Raw genomic sequence first — 20,362 nt, 5'->3', positions numbered from 1 at the left:
CGGGCGCGTGACCTGCCCGTGCTGACGCGTGGGGGCTCCGGTGCCCGGATTCAGCCTCCCGACGCGGCGCGCACCAGCGCGGTCATCACCCGTACGTCCTCGCCCATCTCGGGGTGCCACTGCACGCCCAGCGCGAAGCGGTCGTCGGGCAGTTCGACCGCCTCCACCGTGCCGTCCGTCGCGTGGGCCGAGGCGCGCAGACCCTCGCCCAGGAGGGCCACCGCCTGGTGGTGGTACGTCGGGACGTACGTCTCCTCCGGCACCAAGGCCGCGTACCGCGTGCCCCCCACGGGGGTCACCGGGTGCGCCCCGAAGACGCCGACGTCCTCGGTGTGGCCGTCGATGTGCTGGACGAGGGTGCCGCCGAGCGCGACGTTCAGCAGCTGCATGCCGCGGCAGATGCCGAGCAGAGGCGTACCGGAGTCCAACGCCGCCCGGATCAGCGCGAGTTCCCAGGCGTCACGCTCCCGCGCGGGCGGCCCGGTGCGCGGCTCGCGCTCAGCGCCGTAGCGCTCCGGTTCGACGTCGGGGCCGCCCGCGACGACCAGCCCGTCGAGGCGGGCGACCACCGACGCCGCGTGGGACGGATCGTCCGGCGGCAGCATGGCCGCGATCCCGCCCGCGGCCTGTACCAGCCGCGGGTACCCCGCGGGCAGCAGCGCCGCGGGCAGCTCCCAGACCCCCCAGGACGCCCGGGATTCCAGATAGGTGCTGACGCCGATGAGCGGCTTGCCCACTGTGTGCTCCTTCACGGTCCTCAGCCGGGTTCCCACTCGGCTTCCGCTGCGGCGAGCGCTGTGAAGCACTCCATGGAACGGATTCATACCTTTGTGTCAACGCTGCCGGGAAATCAAGACCCGCGCGCGACGTCGCCGTGAAACGCCCTGCTCACGTCAGAAAGCCGCGCAGCAGGGCGGCCGTGCCCGCGCAGTGCTCCCGCATGATCTCCCGCGCGCCGTCGGCGTCCCCGTCGAGCACGGCCTCGACCAGTGCCGTGTGCTGACGCTGCGAGTGTTCCAGGTTCCTGACCAGCAGCGGAATGCAGTCCAGCAGGTCGTTCACGGTCGCGCGGACGGCCGCGTACTGCGCGGTGAGCGTCGGCGATCCGGACAGCTCGGCGAGTGTGAGGTGCAGCAGCGTGTCGAGCCGGCGGTACTCGGTGAGCGGTGCGTCGTGCGTGCGGGCGAGCGCGTCCCGCAGGCGCTCCGCCTGCTCGTCGGTGAGCCCGTGCGCCGCGCACAGTCCGGCCGCGCCCACCTCCAGCACCTCCCGGAACCGCAGGGCGTCCTCGACATCGACCTCCTCGATGCGGCGGCGCAGCTCGTCCTCGCCGTGGGCGGCCGCCTTCGGCAGGACGAACGTTCCGCCGTAGCGTCCGCGCCGCGACTCCACCAGTCCCTGGTCCTGGAGGACCTTCAGCACCTCGCGCAGCGTCACCCGGCTGATGCCGAGCCGCTCCGCCAGCTCCCGCTCCGACGGCAGTCGCTCGCCGCTGGGCACCAGACCCAGCCGTACGACCTGGAGTATCTGTTCAAGAGCCTCCTCGAAACCGTTCCCCGCCCGCACCGGCCGCAGCACCGGAGACAGCCGGTCGTCCGTGAGGGTGCCCTCGCCCGTGTCCGCCTGCGACATCTGACCGCATCCCCTTCCCAAGCAATGGTTCTCGGCAATACCTTATTTGGTCTCGGCTGACCGAAGGAGGCTTTCCCGTGGCAGACCGCACACCCCCGCTCAGTGTCGAGGAGCTTCGCGCCCTCGTCGCGAGCGGCGAGATCGACACTGTCGTCCTGGCCTTCCCCGATATGCAAGGACGGCTCCAGGGCAAGCGGTTCGCCGCCCGCTTCTTCCTCGACGAGGTCCTCCAGCACGGCACGGAGTGCTGCAACTACCTTCTCGCCGTCGACGCGGAAATGAACACCGCCGAAGGCTACGAGATGTCCTCCTGGGACCGCGGCTACGGTGATTTCGCCATGCTCCCCGACCTGGCCACCCTGCGCCGGGTGCCCTGGAACCGAGCCACCGCGATGCTGATGGCCGACCTCGCCTGGGAGGACGGAACACCGGTCGTGGCCGCCCCCCGGCAGATCCTGCGCCGCCAGCTCGAACGGCTCGCCGAGCTCGGCTACACGGCCAACGTCGGCACGGAGCTCGAATTCATCGTCTTCAAGGACTCCTACGAACAGGCCTGGGACGCCGCCTACCGGGACCTCACCCCGGCCAATCAGTACAACGTCGACTACTCGGTCCTCGGCACCGGCCGCATCGAGCCGCTGCTGCGCCGCATCCGCAACGAGATGAGCGCGGCGGGCCTGACCGTCGAGTCCGCGAAGGGCGAGTGCAATCCCGGCCAGCACGAGATCGTGTTCCGCTACGACGAAGCCCTGGTCACCTGCGACCAGCACGCCGTCTACAAGACCGGCGCCAAGGAGATCGCCGCCCAGGAGGGCTACGCGCTCACCTTCATGGCGAAGTACAACGAGCGCGAGGGAAACTCCTGCCACATCCATCTCTCCCTCGCCGACGCGGACGGCACCAGCATCATGGCCGGGGACGGGCCCGGCGGCATGTCCCGGGTGATGCGGCACTTCCTCGCCGGTCAGTTGGCCGCGCTGCGGGACTTCTCCCTCCTCTACGCCCCCAACATCAACTCCTACAAGCGCTTCCAACCCGGCTCCTTCGCGCCGACCGCCGTCGCCTGGGGACACGACAACCGCACCTGCGCGCTGCGCGTCGTCGGCCATGGCCGTTCGCTGCGCTTCGAGAACCGGCTGCCCGGTGGCGACGTCAACCCGCATCTCGCGGTCGCGGGCCTGATCGCCGCCGGTCTCCACGGTGTCGAGCAGCGTCTGGAGCTGCCCGACGCATGTCCGGGCAACGCGTACACCGCCCCCTACGAACACGTCCCCACCACCCTGCGCGAGGCCGCCGAGCTCTGGGAGAACAGCCCGATCGCCAAGGCGGCCTTCGGTGACGAAGTGGTCGCGCACTACCGCAACATGGCCCGCGTCGAACTCGAAGCCTTCGACGCCGCGGTCACCGACTGGGAACTCCGCCGTTCCTTCGAACGCATGTGAGGCCCTTCTTGTCGTACGGGCGCGAAGACCCCGAAGACGCCGAGGACCACGAGGACGACGAGGACATGGACACGTACGTGCACGAGCACCAGGTACTGAACCCGGCGACGGAAGAAGTCATCGCGACCGTCCCCGCCACCACCCCCGAGGACGTCGACGCGGCCGTCGCCCGCGCGGCCGTGGCCCAGACCCGCTGGGCCGCCCTCGCGCCCGCCGACCGGGCCAGGCTGCTGCGCCGCTTCGCCGCCACGGTCGACGAACACCTGGAGGAACTGGCGCAGTTGGAGGTGCGCGAAGCCGGGCACGTCATCGGCAACGCGCGCTGGGAGGCGGGAAACGCCCGCGATCTGCTCGACTTCGCCGCCGGGGGAGTGGAACGACTGTCCGGCCGCCAGATCCCCGTGCCCGGTGGGCTCGACATCACGATCCTCGAACCCCTCGGAGTCGTCGGTGTCATCGCGCCGTGGAACTTCCCGATGCCGATCGCCGCGTGGGGGACCGCACCCGCACTCGCGGCCGGCAACGCCGTGCTCCTCAAACCAGCGGAGACGACCCCGCTGACCGCCCGCCGGCTCGCCGGACTCGCCCTGGAAGCAGGCCTTCCCGAGCACCTTTTCCAAGTGCTGCCCGGTGCGGGCGACGTGGCGGGCAACGCACTCGTCGAGCACCCCGGCGTCGCCAAGATCGTGTTCACCGGATCCACCCGTGCGGGCAAGGCGATCATGGCCAAGTGCGCCGCCCGCGTGAAGCGCGTGACGCTCGAACTCGGCGGCAAGAGCCCCAACATCGTCTTCGCCGACGCCGACATCGAGGCCGCGGCCGCCGCCGCGCCCATGTCGTTCCTCGACAACGCGGGGCAGGACTGCTGCGCCCGCACCCGCATCCTCGTCCAGCGCTCGGTCCACGACCGCTTCCTGGACCTGCTCACGCCCGCCATCGAGTCCGTCGTCGTCGGCGACCCGAGCGACGAGCGCACCCAGATGGGCCCGCTGATCTCGAAGGTCCAGCTGGAGCGCGTACGGTCGTATGTCACCGACGACCTGAAGGCGATCCGCGGCAGCGCGCCCGAAGGGCCCGGCTTCTGGTTCCCGCCGACCCTCGTCACCGACGTCGACCCGACCGCGCCCATCGCCGCCGAAGAGATCTTCGGCCCGGTCGCCGTCGTCCTGCCCTTCGAGGACGAGGCCGACGCGGTACGGCTCGCCAACGCGACCGAGTACGGCCTGTCCGGATCGATCTGGACACGAGACGTGGGCCGTGCGCTGCGCGTGTCCGGCGCCGTCGCGGCCGGGAACCTCTCCGTCAACTCCCACTCCAGCGTTCGCTACTGGACCCCGTTCGGCGGCTACAAGCAGTCGGGGCTCGGCCGCGAACTCGGCCCGGACGCGCTCGCCGCTTTCACCGAGACCAAGAACGTCTTCATCAGCGACGTTTCGACCAACACGAACAGCACGGAGGGCTGAGCACTCATGACCGACACCAGCAACGTCTGCCGCCGCCTCGTCGGCCGTACCGCCGTCATCACCGGTGCGGGCAGCGGCATCGGCCTCGCCACCGCGCGCCGCCTCGCCTCCGAGGGCGCGAACGTCGTCTGCGGCGACATCGACGAGAGCGCGGGCAAGGCGGCCGCCGAGGAGGTCGGAGGCACCTTCGTGAAGGTGGACGTGACCGACGCCGAGCAGGTCGAGGCGCTGTTCAAGACCGCGTTCGACACCTACGGCTCCGTCGACATCGCCTTCAACAACGCGGGCATCTCGCCGCCGGACGACGACTCGATCCTGGAGACGGGCCTGGATGCGTGGAGGCGGGTCCAAGAGGTCAACCTGACCTCGGTGTACCTGTGCTGCAAGGCCGCCATTCCCTATATGCGGCGTCAGGGCCGCGGTTCCATCATCAACACCGCGTCGTTCGTGGCCATCATGGGCGCCGCCACCTCGCAGATCTCGTACACCGCGTCCAAGGGCGGCGTGCTCGCCATGTCGCGTGAGCTGGGCGTGCAGTTCGCCCGCGAGGGCATCCGCGTGAACGCGCTCTGCCCCGGACCCGTCGACACCCCGCTCCTCCAGGAACTGTTCGCGAAGGACCCGGAGCGGGCGGCGCGACGCCTCGTGCACATTCCGGTGGGGCGGTTCGCGGAGGCCGACGAGATCGCGGCCGCGGTCGCCTTCCTCGCGAGCGACGACTCCTCGTTCGTGAACGCCACCGACTTCCTCGTCGACGGCGGGATCTCGGGCGCCTACGTCACCCCGCTGTAGTGCCCGGGCGGCGGCGTCGAGGACGCGGCCACGACCGACAGCCGGGCGCCTTGCGACGCCCGGCTGTCGAGGTCCGGTGCCGGCGCCGAGGGCCGGACTTGCCGAATCGGCAAACGGACTCCCCTTCCGGATGGAACCTTCGCAAGATGGGCGTCGAGCCGGCGGATCGCAGGACGGGACCGTCCTGGCGGTACACAAGAAGGGGCACGGTGGGAGAAGACTCATGGCACGTCACGTCGCGGAGATGACACACCGGTTGGTATCCACGCCCGAAGGACGGATCCACCTGGTCGAGCAGGGCACCGGGCCGTTGGTGTTGCTCGTGCACGGCTTCCCGGAGTCCTGGTACTCCTGGCGCCACCAACTGCCGGCTCTCGCAGCGGCGGGATACCGCGTGGTCGCCATCGACGTACGCGGTTACGGCCGCTCCTCCAAGCCCGCCGCCACGGACGCGTACCGGATGCTCCACCTGGTCGAGGACAACGTCGCGGTGGTGCACGCCCTGGGCGAGCGGTCGGCGGTGGTCATCGGCCACGACTGGGGCGCCAACATCGCCGCGAACTCCGCCCTGCTCCGGCCGGACGTCTTCCGCGCGGTGGGGCTGCTGAGCGTGCCCTACACCCCGCGCGGCGGGCCCCGCCCCAGCGACGTCTTCGCGCGGATGGGCGGGGACGAGGAGTTCTACGTCTCGTACTTCCAGGCGCCGGGCCGTGCCGAGGCCGAGATCGAACCGGACGTACGAGGCTGGCTCGCGGGCTTCTACGCTGCCCTGTCCGCGGACACCATGCCCGCGCCCGGCGCTCCCGATCCGCACTTCGTCAGCAGGGCCGGGACACTGCGGGACCGGTTCCCCGCCGGCCGGATGCCCGCCTGGCTCAGCGAGGGGGACCTCGACGTCTACGCCGCGGAGTTCGAACGCACCGGCATGAGCGGGGCGCTCAACCGCTACCGGAACATGGACCGCGACTGGGAGGACCTCGCCGCCTTCGACGGTGCCCCCGTCACCCAGCCGTCAGTGTTCATCGGCGGCAGCCTGGACGCTTCCACGACATGGCTGGCCGACGCGATCGAGGCGTACCCGGTCACGCTGCCGGGCCTGGTCTCCTCCCGTCTTCTCGACGGCTGCGGCCACTGGATCCAGCAGGAACGCCCCGTCGAGGTCAACCGGATCCTGACCGACTGGCTCGCCGACCTGCCCGCCACCGTGTCCTGACGGCGCACGCGCCTCGACATCTCGGCCGGCCCGGCTCCAGCGGAGTGGCCGGCGACGGTGCAGTCGGGCGAGATCGGGGTCTGGCCCGACTGCACCGCCGCCGAGCGCGGCTCACTTTGGTCGCCGACCGCGGCCGTCACGATCTTGCTCGCGCCCGGGGGCCCCTGTCGTGACAGGCCGGGACAAGCTTCCTGTCGTGGCAGGTCGAGGGCGGGGAAGACGTAGGAGGTGAGCAAGGACGAGGACGGCAAGGCGCGCCTGGACCGTCTTGCGCTGCTGGCGGACGCCGAGGCGGCGCTGGCCAGCACGCTGGATCTGCTGGACGGACTGCGGCGGGCGTGCCGCGTGCTGACCGGGCGGCTGGGCGACTGGTGCGTGGTCGACCTGCTCGACGAGTGCGGCCGACTGGAGCGGGCCGTCGTCGTCCACCGCACGCCCGAGGCGCTGGTTCCGGGCGGCTACGAAGGGCCGCTTCCGCCGGTGCCGGACGACGCGGGCGGGCCGCTGCCCCGGGTGCTGCGCGGGGCGGGCCCGCTGCTGATCGCCGACATCTCCCCGCCGAGCCGGGCGGTGAACCCGCTGCACGCCCGGCAGCTGGAACTGTTCGAGCAGCTCGCCGCGCGCAGCGCCGTCATCACCCCGCTACGGGCCCGACGGGAGGTCCTCGGCGCGCTGACCGTGGCCCGCACCGACCCCCACCACCCCTTCACCGACGCCGACCTCCCACTCATCGAGGACCTGGTCCGCGGCCTGGCCGTGCAAGTGGACAACGCACGCCTGTACCAGCAGACCCAGCGCATCGCCGAGCGGTTCCAACGCGCCCTGCTCCCCGAGCTGCCCCACGTTCAGAACCTTCAGATCGCCGCCCGCTACGCCTCCGCACAGACCGTCGCGCAAGTCGGTGGCGACTGGTACGACGCCTTCGTCCTGCCACGGGGAAGCACCGCCCTGGTCATCGGCGACGTCACCGGCCACGACCTGCAGGCAGCCATCGACATGAGCGCCCTGCGCAACATGCTGCGCGGAATCGCCGTCGACCGCCGAGAACCCCCCGGCGAAGTCCTGCGCCGCCTGGACATCGCCAGCCACACACTCCAGCACGACGCGACCGCCACCTGCATCTACGCCCTCGTCAAACACCCCCCTCACCACAAGGGCCCCTGGCCCCTGCACCACTCCTGCGCCGGACACCTGCCGCCCCTGCTCACCACCGCCGAAGGCGACACCCGCTACCTCGAAGCCGGCGCGGGACTACTGATCGGCCTCGACCCCCAGCACCAGCGCCCCACCGCCATCGACCACCTGCCCCCGCACTCCACCCTGCTCCTGTACACCGACGGCCTGATCGAACGCCGCTCCGAATCCCTCGAGCGCGGATTCGCCCGACTGCGCCAGCACGCCGCCGCACTGTCCCGCGAACCCCTGGAGACCTTCTGCGACGAACTGCTCGGCGGACTGGCCGCCGACAGCACCGACGACGCCGCCCTGCTCGCCCTGCGCCCCTCCCCGGCCCCCGCCTGACCGGGTCAGCGCACAGGCCCGGACCGGAGCGGCATCCGGTTCGCGCGAGCCGTCCACTGGAACCCGGTCGCCGGGATCCGGCCCTGTCGAGCGCTGTTCCAGCCACGGCAGCGCCCCCATGAGAAATGTGACAGCGTGTACGGGGTCACAGCAGATGGGCCCCACCAGCACCGGATGTCGAGGAGAAGCACGATGTCGAAGCCTCCGCTCACCCCCGATGCGATCGGCATGGTCAAAAAGGCCAATCCGGCGGTCATCACCACGCTCCGGCCGGATGGCCAGCCCGTCTCCACCGCCACCTGGTACCTGTGGGAGGACGACGGCCGCGTCCTGGTCAACATGGACGAGGGCCGCAAGCGCCTGGAGCATCTGCGCAACGATCCCCGGGTCACCCTCACCGTGCTGGACGAAGCCAACTGGTACAACCACATCAGCCTTGTCGGCCGGGCCACCGAGATCCGGAACGACCCGGACCTCGCCGGCATCGACCGGCTCAGCCGACAGTACCTCGGCAAGCCCTACGCCCAACGGGACCGGCCGCGGGTCAGCGCCTGGATCGAGGTCGAGCGCTGGCACGGCTGGGGCGCGTACAAGGACAGCAGCCAGGCAGGCTGAACGACCTCCGGGCCGCCCTCAGGTATACGGCTTCCCGGGCATGCCTCCGCCCGGGCTCGCGGCCGCCACGGTGTCGACGCAGCAGCTCACGAAGTCCCGCACGACCGGGTCGGCGTCGTCGGCAGGCGCCCAGACGACGCCGACCGAACTGGGGCTCACCCCCTCGGCCGGCCGGTAGACGACGGTCGGACGGGCGTAGAACCGGGCGGCGGACGCGGGGGCGAGGGCGACGCCGTAGCCGTTGGCGATGGCGCCGAGCCAGTCGTCCGGCTGATCGACGACGGCTCCGATCCGCACGGGGCGGCCTTCCCGTTCGTCCGCGGCCAGCCAGTAGTCCCGCCACGCGCCCGTCCGGGCCGGGGCGGCCACGAACGGTTCGTCCCACAGATCACGGAACGGAATGGTCGTACGGGCGGCCAGAGGATGGTCCACGGGCAGGGCCACCCAGCGTGGCTCGCTGAAGAGCTCCACGATCCGCCAGGCCTCCTGACCGGGGAAGGGCAGCCGCAGCAGGCCGACGTCGACGCTGCCGGTCGCCAGTCCACCGGTCGGGTCGGACCACGACGCCTGACGCATTTCGGCCCGCCAGCCGGGCTGCCGACGCCTGAACTCCGCGACGATCCCGGGGGTGGCCTCGTTGGCGCCGCCGGCCAGGAACCCGACGTGGAGCACTCGCGCGGCGCGGTCGGCCGCGCGGCGGGTGTCGCGGAGTGCGCGCTCCCAGCCGGCCAGTACATCCGGCACGTGCGCCGCCAGGGCGCGGCCCGCCTCGGTGAGGGCCATGCCGGTGCGCGACCGGGTGAACAGCCGTACCCCGAGTTCGTTCTCCAGCCTCCGCACCTGTTTGGTCAGAGCGGGCTGCGACACGTACAGCCGTCCGGCGGCGCGGGTGAGCGTTCCTTCCTCCGCCACGGCCTGAAAGTACCGCAGCAACCGGATGTCCACATCCATGCCATCAGGTTATACACACAGGTATTGGACGCGCTGACCGATCCACGGCGAGGGTGGAGACATGGAAACCGCCTTCGTCGTCGTCGCAGCCGTCACCTTCGTGGCCAACGCCGCCCTCGCCGTCGCGGACCTCGCTCGGGCGGAGTTCGTCCGCGTCAACTCCGCCGAGGTCGGTGTCCCACCCACCTGGATCCCGGCGCTCGCCGCGCTGAAGGCCGCGGGGGCGGGCGGACTGCTGCTGGGACTGCTGGGAGTGCCGTTCGTCGGCGTGGCCGCCGCGGGCGGGCTCGTCCTCTTCTACGTCGGCGCCCTGGCCGCCCACGTCAGGGCGGCCGTGTACCACAACATCGTCTTTCCCGGGACCTGCCTCGCCCTCGCCGCCGCCTCACTCGTTCTGGCCCTTGCCGGCTGACAGCTGCCGAACGTCGCCCGAATCGTGGCTCCGGATACGCGTCAGCTCTCCCGCTTGATCCAGTCGCTCCCGCCCAACGGGTAGTCGTAGCCGGGACGGCCGACGCCGGCGCTGGTGCGGAACGGTGTGCCGTTGTGGTCGATGTGCACGGTGCCGTGGCGGCTGCCGCTGGACCAGTCCAGGGCGAGGTCCCAGCGGACGTCGTGCGCCTTGGTGTGCGCGGTGACGTAGAAGACCTCGGGGTCGGACTCGCTGACCTTGTACGGGAAGTCGCGCTGGCCGGCCTTGACGGTCACCGTGGGACTGCCGTCGTCCAGGTCGATGTCGAACGACTTGGTGTCGACGCCGCCGCCGCAGCCGACGCCCATCGAGTAGTCGTTCCAGGCGAGCGGCACGCCCTTGGTGACGACGCGCATGTGCAGCGCCTCCAGGACGACGGTGTCCTGGCCGGTGCCCTGGACGGTGAGGGCGACCCGTTGTTCGCCCGAGGAGACCGCACCGTACGCGGCGGCCCAGCGCGGGGCGTCCTGCTCGTTCGCGGGCGGGCCGACCTGCTCGGGTTCGCTGTCGACGAGGAAGTGCTGGCTGCACGGACTGTCGTAGACGTAGGGGCGGGTGCCGACGATGAGCGGGACGGCGCGGGTGGCGCCGGTGGGCTTGGCCGCGCCTTGCTTGCCGCCGTCCTGCGAGGCGCCGGAGCCGGTCCCGCCGGGCCCGGTCGCGGAGGCGGAGGACGATGCGGAGGGTGTGCGGCTTGGCCCGCTCGTGGCCGGGGAAGGGGCCGGCTTCTTCACGTCGGCCGTGCCACCGGTCGTCAAGGCGCCGGCTGCCTGCCGGTCCGGCGCGTCGTTCCCGTCTCCGCCCGATGGCGCGTGCACGACGAGCACCACGGCCACCGCGGCGGCGGCCACCGCGGCGGAGGCGAGGAGCGCGGCACGACGCCGTGACAGCGCGCGCCCAGGCATCACGTCGACTACAAACGGCTCACGGGCCCCACTGGTCTCATACGTCTCACGGGGCTCACCTGGTTCGTCGTCCTCGCCCGGTCCGTACGAGGCCGTGGTGCGGGACGAGTCCGTTCCGGGGGGCGGGGCGACGGCTGAGCCCGGCGGCGTTGCCGAGCCCGGCTCCGTCAGGAAAGTCGCGCTCACCCGCCCCGCCGAATCCGCCGCCGAGCCGGTGTCCACCGGGTGCGGCGAAGCGGCAGCGGGAGCGGTCCCGGCCGAACCGGCCCCCTCGGACGAATCCCCGGCCGGAGGCGAACCCGCGGCGGTACCCCCTGCCCGTGTCGCCCGCTCTCGATCCGCCGCGGTCCGGTCCGCTCTGCGTCCCCGTGCCGCGTCGGCCAGGATCCAGCGCCGGTGCAGTTCCACGAGTTCCTGCGGCGTCGCCCGGCACACCCGTGCGAGGCGCTCCACCGGCGCGTACTCGTTGGGCACCGCGGTCCCGTTGCAGTAGCGGTGCAGCGTGGACGTGCTCATGTGCAGCCGTTTGGCCAGCGCCCCGTAGCTCAGTCCAGAGCGGTCCTTGAGCTCCCGCAGCAGTGTCGCGAACTCGTCCGTCCTCCCGCATCCCGTAGCCCCTGCCACCCGTTCCTCCGTCTCCCGTGTCCCATTCGCGCGTTCCAAGGACACCGTATTCCCCCTGGTCAAGGCATGTTTCGGTGTTCCAGCGTCCCCAACTGCCCGCCGTGCCTGGCGGTTGGGACGGAGCACCCCACAAGCTCCAGTCATCCAAGCAGCACAACCACCCGAACAGCGAAGGGGAACACAGCCACATGTCCGCCATCCGAACCTCCCGAACCCGTCTCGTCCGCGCCGCCGCCACCGTCGTTCTCTCCGCGCTCTCCCTGACCGCGTGCAACGACGGAGCGGGCGTCGACGACGAGGGCTCGGCGGGCTCGTCCACGACCGCGTCGCCTTCCGAAAGCGCCCCGGCGTCCGAGGCGCCCGCAGACGGCTCGCCCGCGTCGTCCTCGTCCCCCTCCGCCGCGCAGCCCGTGCCCGCCGGTTCGAAGCCGGCGGCGAACACCCCCGCCACGAAGGCTCCGGGCTCCTCCGGCAAGCCGGTCACCTGTGAGGGCTCCAACACCAAGACCGTCGCGGCTCCGCTGAACCGCCCCGTGAACCACATGCTGCTGACCGTCACCAACACTGGCAGCAGGCCCTGTTACCTCTACACCTACCCGGCGCTGCGTTTCGGCGAGGCCCAGGCCGTGCCGCCCGTCCTGAAGGACTCCCAGCCGCAGGCCGTCGTCACGCTCAGCCCGGGGGAGTCCGGCTACGCCTCCGTGAACCTGTCCGCCGCCGACGGCAGTGGCTCCCACGGCCGCACCGAGAAGTCGCTGACCGTCTACTTCCACGGCCCGTCCGGCAACGAGAGCGTGGGCGCCGGCGCTCACCCGTCGCTGCCCGCGAAGGGCGTCTACATCGACGACTCGCTCAACGTCACGTACTGGCAGCAGTCGATGGACGATGCCCTCACCTGGTGACGCTCGGAAGACAGTCCGGCGCGGCGCCCCTGCCGGCAGGGGCGCTTCGCCATGTCCTCGCAGTGGTCAGCGGCGCGGGCGCCGACGACCAGTTGGGCCCCTTCGGCGGCATACCGGGCCACGCATGCGGCGGGTGGGTCGTGGGGTGATCCGGGCCGTGCCGAGGCAGCGGCGGCAGCCTGCGAGACTGGCGGTATGGATATCGGGCGCAGGAACAACGTCACCGTCACCGGCAACCCGCAGGGGCGGACGGTGGTGCTGGCCCATGGGTTCGGCTGTGACCAGAACATGTGGCGGCTCACGGTGCCCGCCCTGGTCGAGAACTACCGGATTGTGCTGTTCGACTACGTGGGTTCGGGCGGTTCCGATCCGTCCACGTTCTCGGAGGACCGCTACGCGTCGCTCGACGGTTACGCGCGGGACGTGGTGGAGATCGGCGAAGCGCTCGACCTGCGCGACGCGGTGTTCGTGGGGCACTCGGTCAGCGCCATGATCGGGGTGCTGGCCGCCGGCATGGTTCCGGAGCGCATCGGGGCGCTGGTGATGGTCGCTCCGTCTCCGCGCTACATCGACGAGGACGGCTACCGGGGCGGCTTCAGCGCCGAGGACATCGACGAACTGCTGGCATCGCTGGAGTCGAACTATCTGGGCTGGTCGGCGGCGATGGCGCCAGTGATCATGGGGAATGCGGAGCGGCCCGAGCTCGGCAACGAGCTGAAGAACAGCTTCTGCGCCACCGACCCCGACATGGCGCGTGTCTTCGCCCGCGCCACGTTCCTGTCCGACTCGAGGGATGACCTGAAATCCGTGACGGTGCCGACGCTGGTGCTGGAGTGCACAGAGGACGTCATCGCTCCCCGGGAGGTCGGCGCCTTCGTCCAGCGGGCGATCCCCGGCTCGAAGCTGGTCACCCTCGACGCGACCGGGCACTGCCCGCACCTGTCCGCGCCCGGAGCCACCAACGAGGCGATCACCGATTTCCTGGCCGGCCTGCGATGATGTGCCGCACCGGACCGCAGCCCGATCCGCACGACGCCGGCGAGGAGGAAGCGCCGGATGCGGCGTTCGCCGCGCTGTTGGAGGACAGTGCCGAGGAGCTGTACGAGAGCGCGCCGTGCGGATACCTGTCCACGCTGATGGACGGCACCATCGCGAAGATCAACGCCACGTTGCTGGGCTGGCTCGGCCTGGAGCGGGCCGCGGTGGTGGGCCGGATGCGGTTCACCGACCTGCTGACCGTGGGCGGCAAGCTGTACCACGAGACGCACTTCGCGCCGCTGCTGCGGATGCAGGGCGATATCAGCGGCATCGCCCTGGAGATCCGACAGGCCGGCGGGGCCCGGATACCGGTGCTGGTCTCCTCCGCGATCAAGCACGGAAGCACCGGCGAGCCGCTGCTGATCCGCACCACCGTCTTCGACGCCCGGGACCGCCGTGCTTACGAGGAGGAGCTGCTGCGCGGCCGGAAGGCGGCCGAGGAAGCACGCAAGCAGGCCGAGGCCGACCGCGCCCGGCTTCAGGACGCCCTCGCCGTGCTCCAGCACTCACTCCTGCCTGACACACTGCCACCGGTACCGGGGGTGGAGACGGCCGCCTACTACCACACCGCTCATCCCGACCGGCTCGGCGGCGACTTCTACGACGTCTTCCCCGTCGACGGCGAACGCTTCGCGTTCTTCCTCGGCGACGTCTGCGGCAAGGGCCCGCAGGCAGCGGCGCTCACGTCGCTGACCCGCTACACCCTGCGCGCCGCCGCCCTGCACGACCCCGACCCCGTCGCCGCCCTGTCCACCCTCAACAAGGTGCTTCACGAGCGCTATACCGGCGGCGATCCGCGCTTCTGCACCGCCATATTCGGGATTCTCGACCGCGACCCCGCGACCGGTCGGGTCGCGGTCCGACTCGCCTCGGGCGGCCACCCGCCGACTCTCATCCTGCGTGCCGACGGCACAGCCGGCTTCCTGTCCACCCCCGGAGGCCTCCTCGTCGGCGTTCTGCCCGCCGCACCCTTCACCACCGCCACCACGGTGCTCGCACCGGGCGACACCCTCCTGCTCTACACCGACGGCCTCACGGAAGCCCGCACCGGCGAGGATCGCGCCACGCTGTACGGGGACGAGGCGCTGCGCGCCTTCGCCGTCGGCCAGGCCGGCAAGCCCGTACACGCCGTTGTCCAGGCGCTGACCGGTCTCCTGGAGGGCTTCGGTGACGGTCTCGACGACGACACCGCCTTGCTCGCCCTCGGCGTTCCCGCCCCCGACCCCAGTTCCGAAAACCCCGCATGAGTGCTCTGAAGATCATCACCCGAGACGCCGTCACCGGTCCCGTCATGGAGATCCGCGGCGAACTCGACTATGCCAGCGCGGGCGAGCTGCGTGAACTGCTCACCACGATCGCTCTCCAACCCGGCCAGCGCCTCGTCCTGGACCTGGCCGGCATGGAATTCTGCGACTCCAGCGGCCTCACCGCCCTCATAGCCGCCCGAAACCATGCCCAGGCCGCCCAAGCGGACACCGCACTCGCCGCGGTCCCGGCCAACACTCTGCGCATTCTGCGCGTCGTGGGTCTCGACCAGCTTTTCCCGCTCTACCCCGACAGTGAGTCCGCCACCCGTTCCTGACCCGGTGGGGTCTCACGTGAGGGAGGTCGGGATCGGTGCGAGACTGGGCACGGAAGGGGTGATCTACGTGTCGGACCCACCGCATGCGTCCGCCGGTACCGACACCGCCGTCGATGAGAATCGGCTGGAAGAGCTGATCATCGAGGCGCAGACGGCCCTGCCTGTCGAACTGCCCGCCCTGGCGAACCGGTTCGCCTCGGCCCTCGGCCTGGACACCGCTCTGATCCACCTCGTCGACCTGCAACAACGGCTGCTCATCCCACTCGACGAGACCATGGAGCCGCTGCCGGTGGCCGACTCTCCGGCCGGCTGGGCATACCGCACCGTCTCCCCGCAGGTGGCCCACACCGACGACGGCGTGATCATCTGGATGCCTCTGGTCGACGGTGTGGAGCGGTTGGGCGTGCTGGCGGTGCGGGCGGCCACGCTCGACGGGGCATGTATGCGCCGTAGTCGGATGCTGGCCCATCTGTTCGCCATGCTGATCACCTCCAAGCGCGCCTACAGCGACTGGCTCGCCGCCCGCACCCGCACCGCGACCATGCAGTTGCCCACCGAGATGCTGCGCGCCTTCCTGCCGCCCCGCACCATCGGCAGCAGCAGGTGCGTCTCCACCGCGGTCCTGGAACCGGCCTACGACGTCGCCGGCGACGCCTTCGACCACTCGGTGGTCAAGGACGTGCTGCACACCCTGATCCTCGACTCCATGGGGCACGATCTGACCTCCGGCCTGACCGCGTCGGTCGCCATGGCGGCGGCGCGGAACGCCCGCCGCGGCGGTTGCGACCTGGCCGGCGTCGTCGGCTCCGTCGACGAGGCGCTCGCCCGGTGGCTTCCCGACCAGTTCTGCACCGGCGTGCTGTGCCGGCTCGACTCGGAGACCGGGGTGCTGAGCTGGGTCAATTGCGGTCACCCGTCGCCGCTGCTGATTCGTGCCGAGCGGGTGCTCGACGGGGCGCTGGACAGTTCCCCGCAGCCGCCGATCGGCCTGGCCGGGCAACTCGCCCCTGCGGCGCGGCAGATCCACGAGACGAAACTTGAACCGGGCGACAGCGTGCTGCTCTACACCGACGGTGTCGTCGAGGCCCCCGGCATGGACGGTGCGGAGTTCGGCCTCGACCGGTTCACCGACTTCATCATCCGCTCCTCCGCCGCCGGTCAGCGCCCGGCCGAGGTGCTACGGCTGCTCATCCACGCCATCCTCGACCACCAGCGCAACCGACTGCGGGACGACGCGACCATCCTGCTCTTCGAATGGCGCCCGCAGCACCAGTGACGGACCCTGCGCCGAGACTCGCTCCACTCCGTCTTCGACCTACGCGCTCAACCCTGACCCGGCAAAGGGGGATGTGCGGGAGACGCCCGTCTCACAGGCGAGCGTCTTGACGTCGCACCCGCCGTGGGCGGGATCTGCCCGGCCGGCAGCCGGTCGATGGCCGCGCGAATGCGCCGCTCGATGCTCAAGCCGTGATGGGCTCCGAGGCCGGCTCGGTCTCCTGACCGGCGCTGAGCCGGGAGGCTATGAGCCGGTCGAGGCCGAACGCGCCGGAACCGGTGAAGACCAGCAGCAGGAAGGACCAGCAGAACATCACCGACAGCTCCCCGCCGTTCTGGATCGGCCACAGGGCGGACGGCTGGTGCACGTCGAAGTACGCGTACGCCATCGAGCCGGACGCCAGGAACGCGGCACCGCGGGTGCCGAGTCCGAGCAGCACCAGGGCGCCGGCGACGAGTTCGATCAGGGCGGCGTACCAGAACGGCCAGGCACCGGTCGGGACGGAGCCGCCCTTGGTGCCCGCCGCGCCACCGAGGACGCCGAAGAGCGAGGCGGCTCCGTGGCAGGTGAAGAGCAGGCCTAAGACGATGCGGAACAGTCCGACGACGTATGGCTTGGCAGGGTTGAGGCGCGCGGTCATGTGGGGGGCTCCTACGTTTGGTTCGGTCCGCGCACGGACCGATCTGGAGGGGGGTAACGGATGACGACACGTTAGGCCGACTTGATTAATGCTTGCAAGTTCAACATTTGGCCAACGCTTCGACTTCGCCACCGAGCCCGAATTCGCCGCCTTTGCCACGGAGGTAACGGGCGTCATCTCCCGTATCGACACTCGAAGAGGAGGTGGGAGCGGTCTCGGCCTCGGAGTCCGCCTGACCGGATCGTCTTCATGCCCGAAGCACCGCCGCGACCCGAATCCGCCGGGCGGCACCCGCTCGGCCCGTCGGGCAGCAGTCCGCTCCAAATGCCCGCCTCCAGGGGTGCCTTCGTACGAGGGATGCAGGGAGCGGCGGCGAGCGCCACCAAGGGATCACGCGGCCGGTGATTCATCTGCTCCTCCGACACGACCGCTCATACGGCCGTCACGGAGGAACTCGGCAGCTGGCTGATCGACCGCCTGCCCGACTGACATCCCCGTACACCCAGAACACGCGCACTCTCGGGCGGGCCGCCGACGGCGGCCCGCCCGGGTTCACCCCCGCACCCTGGCGGGCGAGTGCCGGGTGCCGGCTTCTCACTTGTGGGCTGATGCTCCGTCAGATACGTCCGGTCGCGGAGCGCCGTCGGGCCCGTTCCTGCACGTCAGCAGGGTTCGAGACATGGATGCCTCCCCGGCGGCTCCGTCAAGCCGGTGTGCCGCGGCCGGAAAAGGTTTGAGACCAGGCCATTGACAACCGGTGTGTCGTGCGCCACTTTGTTCGCCTCTTCCCTCGTCGATGAGGAGTCGCGGATGTCTGCGCAAGAAGAAGTCCAGCCAGAGATAGAGCTGGACGAGGATGCTGCCCGTCTCGCGGAAATGGGCTACAAGCAGGAACTTCACCGCGGTATGTCCGCGTTCTCGAACTTCGCCGTGTCGTTCTCGATCATTTCGATCCTGGCGGGCTGCATCACGTCGTACGGGATCGCGCTGAAGTCGGGTGGGCCATCGACCATCGTGCTCGGCTGGGCGGTGGTCGGTGTCTTCGTGACGTGCGTGGCGCTGGCCATGGCCGAGGTGTGTTCGCGCTACCCCACTGCGGGTGGTCTCTACTTCTGGGCCGGTGAGCTTGCCAGGAACAACAAGCGTGCCTGGGCCTGGTTCGTGGGCTGGTTCAACTTCATGGGCGAGGTCGCCGTGACCGCCGCGATCGACTTCGGGTGCGCCACGACCTGGATGGCGTTCATGAACCTCGTCTGGGGCACCGAGGTCACTGCCGGCGGTACATTCCTGCTCTTCCTCGCGATCATTCTTGTGCACGCGCTGCTCAACACGTTCGGCGTGAAGCTCGTCGCGTTCCTGTCGAACGTCTCCGCCTGGTGGCACGTGGTGGGCGTCCTGGTCATCGTCGCCGTGCTGTGGGCGCTGCCCGAGCACCACCAGTCCGCCGGGTGGACGCTGACGGGCTGGCACAATGCCACCGGCTGGACCTCCGGCATCTACGTCTTCCTCATGGGCCTGCTGATGGCGCAGTACACCTACACCGGGTACGACGCGTCGGCCCATGTGGCGGAGGAGACCAGGGGAGCGGCCCGCAGCGCGCCGCGCGGGATCGTGATGAGCGTGGTGATCTCGGTCATCGGCGGTTTCATCCTGCTCTACTCCATCACCGCGTCGATCCAGGACAAGAGTTCCGCGGGGCTGGACAAGCTGGCCGCGTCGAGTACCGGCCTGCCGCCGGCGCAGGTCTTCCTGGACTCGCTGAACAGTCCGGGCACGGCGAAGTTCCTGCTGTTCATCGTGTGTGCCGCGCAGTTCTTCTGCGGGATGGCCTCGGTGACCGCCAACTCCCGGATGAGCTACGCCTTCTCGCGCGACAACGCCCTTCCCGGGTCGCGGATCTGGGCCAAGGTCAACCCGCGCACCGGGACGCCCACGAACTCGATCTGGTTCTGCGTGACGCTCTCGGCGATCCTGACGCTGCCGGCGCTGTTCAACACCACGGCATACCTGGCGGTGACCTCGATCGCGGTGATCGGCCTTTACATCGCCTACGTCACACCGGTGCTGCTGCGCCGTCTGCGCGGCAACGAGTTCGTTCCGGGACCGTGGCACCTGGGCAAGTGGAGCAGCCTGGTCGGCTGGGTCGCGGTCGTGTGGGTGGTCGTCATCTGCGTCCTGTTCGTGCTGCCGCCGACCCGGCCGGTCAACGTGGACAGCTTCAACTACGCGCCGATCGCGGTGGCCGTGGTCGGTCTGTTCGCGCTGGTGTCGTGGTACGCGGGCGGCCGCAAGCACTTCATGACCAGCCGTGACAACCTGGAGAAGCTGTGAGGTCGTGACGCCCGCGGCCTCCGTTGGGCATGCGATGGGCCCCGATCTGAGAGGGACCTTGCTGCGGCCGGTGCGTTCGCATCACGTTTTCGAGCTGTGCGTCGAGCATCCGGCGACCGCGGTCAGGCCTGCGGCGGGTATCTTCGCGGTTCGGCGCTTCCGACCGCGCGGATCCCGGCCGAGCGCCGGGAGTGTCGCGGGCGACTCTCCGGGAGATGATCGCCGCACCGGGGCCGCGGAGCGCGCGATATGACACCTCCGGGTGTGCGCCCTCGGTGCCGTTCGAGGTCAGGACGCTCCTTCAGCATGTCGTCGGTCGTCGCATAGAGTGCTGTCGCGAGGGTGTCCACGTCGTTCGTCACAAAACGATCTTGGACACCCTCGTTCTCGTCTCCGCAGGCACCCCTTGGACCACACCACCAGGAGGAACCAGTGTCATACCCGCAACTGCTCACGCCCGAGCAGAAGCTCGCCGATGCGAAGAAGCTGTTGAGCCTCCCGCGTATCGTCGTGATCTGCGGCTCCACCCGCTTCATGACCGAGATGAACGAGGCCGATCTGCGGGAGACCAAAGCCGGGCAGATTGTCGTCAAACCGGGCTGTGACATGAAGTCGCCGCACGAACTTTGGTCCGATCCTGTCGAGGCCGAGGCGCTGAAGGTTCGACTCGACGATCTGCACCGGGCGAAGATCCGGCTCGCTGATGAGGTGCTCGTTGTCGGCGACTACATCGGAGACAGCACCCGAGCCGAAATCGCCTACGCCCGGTCGCTGGGCAAGCCCGTGCGGTTCACGCACCCCGAAGTCGACCCTGACGCCTGACCGCCCGCTGCCACCTCGACAACCAGGGCCGGCAGCCCGCCGCCAGAGGCGACCGTGGACGAGCACGCCCACGCCGAACCCGAACCTTGCGCCGACCGCCGGGTACGGGTCCCTGCCCGGCCCGGCTCGGACTCGCGCCGG

At 70.2% G+C, this 20,362-nt stretch carries 19 protein-coding genes; 14 read left to right on the top strand and 5 right to left on the bottom strand.

Translation table 11 applies throughout. The annotated features are described in order from the left end of the window. Positions 1-50: 50 nt before the first annotated feature. On the bottom strand, positions 51-737 hold the full coding sequence (locus ACIOWN_RS14750; protein WP_362351951.1) for a gamma-glutamyl-gamma-aminobutyrate hydrolase family protein: 687 nt from the start codon (positions 735-737) through the stop codon (positions 51-53). A 151-nt stretch (positions 738-888) separates the two neighbouring features. Then, positions 889-1,632 (bottom strand): FCD domain-containing protein, encoded by a 744-nt coding sequence (locus ACIOWN_RS14745; RefSeq protein ID WP_362351954.1) that lies wholly within the window; start codon positions 1,630-1,632, stop codon positions 889-891. 77 nt (positions 1,633-1,709) lie between these two features. On the opposite strand from ACIOWN_RS14745, the gene ACIOWN_RS14740 reads away from it, so the two are divergent. The 6 genes from ACIOWN_RS14740 (at position 1,710) to ACIOWN_RS14715 (ending at position 8,678) form a co-directional block, all read left to right on the top strand. Beyond that, on the top strand, positions 1,710-3,074 hold the full coding sequence (locus tag ACIOWN_RS14740; RefSeq protein WP_362351957.1) for a glutamine synthetase family protein: 1,365 nt from the start codon (positions 1,710-1,712) through the stop codon (positions 3,072-3,074). Positions 3,075-3,139: 65 nt separating this feature from the next. Further along, the gene (locus tag ACIOWN_RS14735) at positions 3,140-4,537 is read left to right on the top strand and encodes an aldehyde dehydrogenase family protein (protein ID WP_362352054.1); all 1,398 of its coding nucleotides are present in this window, start codon (positions 3,140-3,142) and stop codon (positions 4,535-4,537) included. Between the two features lie 6 nt (positions 4,538-4,543). Beyond that, entirely contained in the window at positions 4,544-5,329 is a 786-nt protein-coding gene (locus ACIOWN_RS14730; RefSeq protein ID WP_362351960.1) for a 3-oxoacyl-ACP reductase, read from the top strand. A gap of 223 nt (positions 5,330-5,552) precedes the next feature. Further along, the gene (locus tag ACIOWN_RS14725; protein ID WP_362351963.1) at positions 5,553-6,542 is read left to right on the top strand and encodes an alpha/beta hydrolase; all 990 of its coding nucleotides are present in this window, start codon (positions 5,553-5,555) and stop codon (positions 6,540-6,542) included. Positions 6,543-6,770: 228 nt separating this feature from the next. Continuing rightward, complete coding sequence (locus tag ACIOWN_RS14720; RefSeq protein ID WP_362351966.1) at positions 6,771-8,063, top strand: GAF domain-containing SpoIIE family protein phosphatase; 1,293 nt, start codon at positions 6,771-6,773, stop codon at positions 8,061-8,063. A 192-nt stretch (positions 8,064-8,255) separates the two neighbouring features. Continuing rightward, positions 8,256-8,678 carry a PPOX class F420-dependent oxidoreductase gene (locus tag ACIOWN_RS14715; RefSeq protein ID WP_362351969.1) on the top strand — a complete coding sequence of 141 codons (423 nt, stop codon included), beginning with the start codon at positions 8,256-8,258 and terminating at the stop codon, positions 8,676-8,678. A gap of 18 nt (positions 8,679-8,696) precedes the next feature. Here ACIOWN_RS14715 and ACIOWN_RS14710 read toward each other — a convergent pair whose 3' ends face one another. Beyond that, a complete protein-coding gene (locus tag ACIOWN_RS14710) occupies positions 8,697-9,629 on the bottom strand; it encodes a LysR family transcriptional regulator (RefSeq protein ID WP_401982391.1) in 933 nt (310 codons plus the stop codon). 61 nt (positions 9,630-9,690) lie between these two features. Between ACIOWN_RS14710 and ACIOWN_RS14705 the strand changes: the two genes are divergently transcribed. Beyond that, positions 9,691-10,041, top strand: coding sequence for a DoxX family protein (locus ACIOWN_RS14705; protein WP_362351974.1), 351 nt, complete (start codon positions 9,691-9,693; stop codon positions 10,039-10,041). Positions 10,042-10,082: 41 nt separating this feature from the next. On the opposite strand, the gene ACIOWN_RS14700 is transcribed toward ACIOWN_RS14705, so the two are convergent. Then, positions 10,083-11,630, bottom strand: a complete 1,548-nt coding sequence (locus tag ACIOWN_RS14700; protein WP_401982389.1) for a helix-turn-helix domain-containing protein — start codon at positions 11,628-11,630, stop codon at positions 10,083-10,085. Positions 11,631-11,818: 188 nt separating this feature from the next. On the opposite strand from ACIOWN_RS14700, the gene ACIOWN_RS14695 reads away from it, so the two are divergent. From ACIOWN_RS14695 to ACIOWN_RS14675, 5 genes are all read left to right on the top strand, one after another. Then, positions 11,819-12,532, top strand: a complete 714-nt coding sequence (locus ACIOWN_RS14695; RefSeq protein WP_362351980.1) for a DUF4232 domain-containing protein — start codon at positions 11,819-11,821, stop codon at positions 12,530-12,532. A gap of 195 nt (positions 12,533-12,727) precedes the next feature. Continuing rightward, a complete protein-coding gene (locus tag ACIOWN_RS14690) occupies positions 12,728-13,531 on the top strand; it encodes an alpha/beta hydrolase (protein ID WP_362351982.1) in 804 nt (267 codons plus the stop codon). After that, positions 13,531-14,817 carry a SpoIIE family protein phosphatase gene (locus tag ACIOWN_RS14685; protein WP_362351985.1) on the top strand — a complete coding sequence of 429 codons (1,287 nt, stop codon included), beginning with the start codon at positions 13,531-13,533 and terminating at the stop codon, positions 14,815-14,817. Before ACIOWN_RS14690 ends, ACIOWN_RS14685 begins: the two co-directional genes overlap by 1 nt. Then, positions 14,814-15,152 (top strand): STAS domain-containing protein, encoded by a 339-nt coding sequence (locus tag ACIOWN_RS14680; protein ID WP_362351988.1) that lies wholly within the window; start codon positions 14,814-14,816, stop codon positions 15,150-15,152. Before ACIOWN_RS14685 ends, ACIOWN_RS14680 begins: the two co-directional genes overlap by 4 nt. Positions 15,153-15,219: 67 nt before the next feature. Further along, positions 15,220-16,428, top strand: a complete 1,209-nt coding sequence (locus ACIOWN_RS14675) for a PP2C family protein-serine/threonine phosphatase (RefSeq protein WP_401982387.1) — start codon at positions 15,220-15,222, stop codon at positions 16,426-16,428. Between the two features lie 184 nt (positions 16,429-16,612). On the opposite strand, the gene ACIOWN_RS14670 is transcribed toward ACIOWN_RS14675, so the two are convergent. After that, on the bottom strand, positions 16,613-17,068 hold the full coding sequence (locus ACIOWN_RS14670; RefSeq protein ID WP_362351994.1) for a DoxX family protein: 456 nt from the start codon (positions 17,066-17,068) through the stop codon (positions 16,613-16,615). An 810-nt stretch (positions 17,069-17,878) separates the two neighbouring features. Between ACIOWN_RS14670 and ACIOWN_RS14665 the strand changes: the two genes are divergently transcribed. After that, positions 17,879-19,399, top strand: a complete 1,521-nt coding sequence (locus ACIOWN_RS14665) for an amino acid permease (RefSeq protein WP_362351997.1) — start codon at positions 17,879-17,881, stop codon at positions 19,397-19,399. Positions 19,400-19,831: 432 nt separating this feature from the next. Beyond that, a complete protein-coding gene (locus ACIOWN_RS14660) occupies positions 19,832-20,221 on the top strand; it encodes a hypothetical protein (protein ID WP_362352000.1) in 390 nt (129 codons plus the stop codon). Positions 20,222-20,362: the final 141 nt, after the last annotated feature.

The organism is Streptomyces sp. NPDC087787, assembly GCF_044743035.1.
In the GTDB taxonomy this organism is placed as follows: Bacteria; Actinomycetota; Actinomycetes; order Streptomycetales; family Streptomycetaceae; genus Streptomyces.
Note: the sequence above shows the minus strand (reverse complement) of the source record. Positions and strands in the feature narration are given on the sequence as shown.